This is a genomic window from Kitasatospora sp. MBT63 (assembly GCF_000710465.2).
Taxonomy (GTDB): Bacteria; Actinomycetota; Actinomycetes; order Streptomycetales; family Streptomycetaceae; genus Kitasatospora.
The window spans coordinates 1-4476 of sequence record NZ_JAIZ01000461.1 but is presented as its reverse complement, the minus strand read 5'-3'; the positions used below and the strand labels follow the sequence as shown (position 1 = coordinate 4476).

The 4476-nt window shown below is 72.3% G+C and carries 4 protein-coding genes; 1 reads left to right on the top strand and 3 read right to left on the bottom strand.

Annotation, left to right across the window (positions count from 1 at the left end):
• Nucleotides 1–61: 61 nt before the first annotated feature.
• The 3 genes from AA75_RS52355 to AA75_RS24820 all read right to left on the bottom strand — a co-directional run bounded on the left by AA75_RS52355 (nt 62) and on the right by AA75_RS24820 (nt 2279).
• Entirely contained in the window at nt 62–475 is a 414-nt protein-coding gene (locus AA75_RS52355) for a hypothetical protein (protein ID WP_233289177.1), read from the bottom strand.
• Nucleotides 476–859: 384 nt separating this feature from the next.
• Entirely contained in the window at nt 860–1564 is a 705-nt protein-coding gene (locus tag AA75_RS24825) for a ribonuclease HII (RefSeq protein WP_033822451.1), read from the bottom strand.
• Nucleotides 1565–1736: 172 nt separating this feature from the next.
• Complete coding sequence (locus AA75_RS24820; RefSeq protein ID WP_233289176.1) at nt 1737–2279, bottom strand: TetR/AcrR family transcriptional regulator; 543 nt, start codon at nt 2277–2279, stop codon at nt 1737–1739.
• Nucleotides 2280–2640: 361 nt separating this feature from the next.
• Here AA75_RS24820 and AA75_RS24815 point away from each other — a divergent pair, with 361 nt between their 5' ends.
• Nucleotides 2641–4185: an MFS transporter gene (locus tag AA75_RS24815; RefSeq protein WP_033822450.1), complete on the top strand. Its 1545-nt coding sequence runs from the start codon at nt 2641–2643 to the stop codon at nt 4183–4185.
• The last annotated feature ends 291 nt before the right edge of the window (nt 4186–4476 follow it).

Below are 4476 nucleotides of genomic sequence, written 5' to 3'. Positions count from 1 at the left end.
GGCCCCGGACCGGGGGCCGGGGCCACGCCGTCAGGCGCCTGGTCAGGGCGTCATCGTCGGATCACGCGGGGACGGGGCGGTCGGAGGGCTCCGGAAGGGCAGGGGCCGCAGCGGCGGTGTCGCCGCAGACGACCAGGAGGGCCGCCGCGTGTCCGAGCGCCTTGCGGGCCGCCTGCTCGATCCGGGCGGGGCGGGTGTCGTTGACGACCAGCACCACGACCTCGCGCCGCACCGGGCGGGTGGTGTCGGCGTCCGCGTAAAAGACGTCGCCGCCCTCCCCCAGCTGGGCCCAGTAGGCGCCTTCGCCGAACGACAGCTCGTGCAGCTGCCAGGGGTGGGGTCCGCCCACCGTCAGGACCAGGATGTCGCCGGGGCTCCGGCCGGCCTCCAGCAGCCCGTCCACCACGTCATCGGCGCGCTCCAGCGCCTGGGCGGGGGCAGCCGGGACCAGCTGGACGGCCGGGCCGGCGGGCACCGGGGCCGATGCGGTCGGGGCGGGTGCGGCAGGCCGGGCGGCAGGGCCGGGCTTGGGGATCCGGGCGTTTCGGACCGGCGGGCCGGGACGCGGCGGCGCCGGGCGCGGGGGCCCGGGGCGCGCCGTGGGCGACTGACCCGCGGGCACAGCGGCAGGCGTGCGAGAGGCGGATACGTCCGGCTTGCGGGGGGAGGGAACGCCGGGGCCCGGGAGACTGTCGTGGATCTCCGGATCCTCGGGGAAGACTGGCATACCCGGATATCTATCAAACGCCGGTCGGATGCGCACAGGCGCCCCACGGTTTGGACACCTGAATCCGGGCCCGAGGCTCCCGTCCACGGCGCTCGGGCGCTGACAGGGCGTCGCCGAAGTGAACGTCAGCCGTCAGAAACCCAGCGCGAGTTGTTCGCCCCGCGCCTCGTCCGCCGACTCGGCCGCCTCCACCGCACGGACCCGCTTGAGGTGGCGCCAGCGGGGCAGCGCGTCGAGGTAGGCCCAGGACAGCCTGTGGTGTCCGGTGGGCCCGTACTCCTCCAGCGCGGCGCGGTGCACCGGGGACGGGTAGCCGGCGTTGTCCTCGAACGCGTAGGCGGGGAGATCCGAACCGAGCTCGGCCATCAATGCGTCTCGCTGCACCTTGGCCAGCACGGAGGCCGCGGAGACGCAGACGCACGACTGGTCGCCCTTGATCACCGTACGGACCTGCCAGGGGCCGCCCAGGTAATCGTGCTTGCCGTCCAGGATGACCGCGTCCGGCTGGACCGGGAGCGCCGCGAGCGCTCGGTTGGCCGCGAGCCGCAGGGCGGCGGTCATGCCGAGCTCGTCGCACTCCAGCGGCGAGGCCTGGCCGATGGCGGAGGCCACCACCCAGTCCGCGAGCACCGTAGCGAGCGCGGTGCGGCGCTTCTCGGTGAGCAGCTTGGAATCGGTGAGCCCCTCGGGCGGGCGACGCAGCCCGGTCACCGCGGCACCCACCGTGACCGGGCCGGCCCAGGCACCTCGCCCGACCTCGTCCAGGCCGACCACCACGCGGGCGCCGGCCCTGCGCAGCGAGCGCTCGACGGAGTGGGTCGGGGGGTCATAGGGCATCGTTCGGTCCGTTCGCTTCCGGGCTGGCAGATCCCAGCCTACGGCCTCGCCGCTACGCGCCCGGACGGCCGGCAACCACGGCGACCGGCCCTACAGCCGGCCGGAGGACCGACCTCGCGGACCGCTCCGGCGAACGTCCGGGGCCGGCCGCCGGGGCGACGCCCCTCAGGGATCAGGGCCTGATCATCGGAAGTAGCACCTGCTCCGCCAGCTCCGTGCAGAACCCGGCGTCGAGCGGGCCCTCGCAGACCTTCGCCCGGTACAGCATCATGGCCGGCGCGACATCGGCGACCAACGACGTGGCCGCACCGCGCCGGACGTCACCGCGCTCCTCGCCACGGCGGAGGATCGCGAGGATCGTACCGGTGACCGGCTCGATCACCCGGTCCAGCACGAATCCCTTGAACGGCAGGGCCTGTTCGTGGTCGAGCTCGGCCATCAGGGCCCGCATCGCGGTCCCGGCCCGGGAGTTCATCATCTCGCCGAGATGGGCCATGAGCTGCACCAACTCCGCCCGGACGGACCCGAGGTTGGGGATGTCCGTAGGGGGTGGGAGAGTTGAGCCCAGGGCGTCCACGACCAGATCGGCCTTGGAGGTCCAACGCCGGTACAGCGCGGCCTTCCCGGTCTGCGCGGCCCCGGCCACCCCCTCCATCGTCATCCGCGCGAACCCTCCGGAGGTGAGCTGGTCGAGCGCCGCCTCGAAGATCGCCACCTCCAGGGCCCTGCCGCGCCTGCGCCCTGCTCCGGCCGCGGGGCCAGCGTCGGCCGGAGTTCCCGAGCCCGCCGGACCGGTGGTGTCCCGCCCAACCGCCTGATTCATCATCACCAATCCTAGAGAACGCTTGCGTTCACAATAGTCGATCCACTATCGTCCCGCATAGTGAACGCACCCGTTCACTCGCACGGGGATGCACGGCTCCGGGCTGCTCCCTGCCCACCGCGCCGACCGACGGGCCCGAAGCCTCGGAGGTCGGAGGATCGGCAGAGGACGAGCCGGTCCGGAACGACCCAGCGGAGCACCACCCAGTCGAGCACCAATCGAACAGCAGTAGCCAGCTACAGGGGGACCAGCAATGGCTGTATCGGAAACGCTCAGCAAGTCCGCTCCACCCGGCGCCGCGCGGCGGCCGAACAAGGGCCTCGCCCTCACCGTCATCGCCGCCACGCAGCTGATGGTCGTCCTCGACGCCACCATCGTGAACATCGCACTGCCGCACATCAAGCTCGCCCTCGGCTTCTCCGACACCAGCCTGTCATGGGTGATCAACGCGTACACCCTGGCCTTCGGCGGCCTGCTGCTGCTCGGCGGCCGGATCGGCGACATCCTCGGGCGTCGCCGGGTCTTCATCGTCGGCGTGCTGCTGTTCGGCCTCGCCTCGCTGATCGGCGGCATCGCGCAGGACGCCGGCATGCTGCTGGCGGCGCGGGCCCTCCAGGGCATCGGCGGAGCCATCTGTTCACCCACCGCGTTCGCCCTGATCGCGACCAACTTCGAGGAGGGCCCCGAGCGGAACCGCGCCTTCGGGGTGTTCTCCGCGGTGGCCGGCTCCGGCGCGGCGATCGGCCTACTGGCCGGCGGAGCGCTCACCGAGTACCTCGACTGGCGCTGGGTGTTCTTCGTCAACGTGCCGATCGCGATCCTGATCGCCGTCGCGGCACCGCGCTTCATCAGCGAGTCGGAGCGCCAGGACGGCCGCTTCGACGTGCCGGGTGCGCTGACCTCGACCCTCGGCCTGGTCGGGCTGGTCTACGGTTTCATCCGGGCCGCCTCCGACGGATGGAGCGACGGTCTGGCGGTCGTCTCCTTCGCGGCCGGCATCGTCCTGATCCTCGCCTTCGTGGTGATCGAGCGGCGGACGGACCAGCCGATCACCCCGCTGCACCTGTTCCGCAACCGCAACCGCACCGGCGGGCTGATCATGATGCTCTGCCTGGCCGCGGCCATGTTCGGCATCTTCTTCTACATCACGATCTTCGTGCAGACGGTGATCGGCTACAGCCCGCTCAAGGCAGGCGTGGCCTTCCTCCCGATCAGCGTGGCCATCATCATCGCCGCGCAGATCGCCTCGGCCTTCCAGGCCAAGTACGGGCCGAAGCTGTTCATGGCGAGCGGCGCCCTGCTGGTGACGGTCGGCCTCACCTGGCTGACCCAGCTCAAGGCAGACAGCGGGTACGTCACCGGGGTCCTCGGCCCGACGGTCGTGTTCGGCTTCGGCATGGGCCTGATCTTCGTCCCGGTCATGCTGCTCGCGGTTGCCGGCGTGGCAGGGCACGAAACCGGCGCGGCGTCGGGTCTGCTCAACTCCACCCAGCAGATCGGTGGTGCGCTCGGCCTGTCGATCCTGACCACGGTGTTCAGCTCCGCGGCCAAGGACGAGTCCAAGGCCCAGTTCCCGGACTTCATGGCTCACGCCACCCCGGAGCAGGCGGCCGCCGCCAAGAGCGGCGGCTTCCCGGTCGGCAGCCAGTGGTACAGCGCAGTGCTGGCCCACGGCATCGGCCAGGCCTTCATCGTCGGCGCCGCGCTCGCCGTGGTCGCCCTGCTGACGGCGCTGTTCGTGGTCAAGGCCAAGGCGAGTGACCTGCCCGCCGACGGAGCTGCCGGGATAGCCATCTGACGGTCCGCCGTCGGCGAACGCGGGGCCCACACGCGGCCCCGGTCGCACGCCGACGGCGGACGTGCCCCCCGGCACGCCCGCCGTCGGCCCGGACCGTGGTGGCTCAGGCCCCCAACTTCCAGCCCACGACTCCCGATCCCCAACATCCCGGCGCCAGGGCCCCGGTCCTAAGACCCCGGCCCTGAGATCCCAGCCAGAGGCCCCGCCCAACGAACCCGGCCTTCCCTCCCCGGCGCTCGGCCCCGGTTCGACCTGCCACGCCGCGCGTCGCCCCGAGGGCACTACCCCGCC

Excerpts from the sequence above, each read along its gene's own strand:
- AA75_RS24825 (WP_033822451.1), bottom strand. The coding sequence starts at position 1,564 with ATGCCCTATGACCCCCCGACCCACTCCGTCGAGCGCTCGCTGCGCAGG.
- AA75_RS24815 (WP_033822450.1), top strand. The coding sequence starts at position 2,641 with ATGGCTGTATCGGAAACGCTCAGCAAGTCCGCTCCACCCGGCGCCGCG.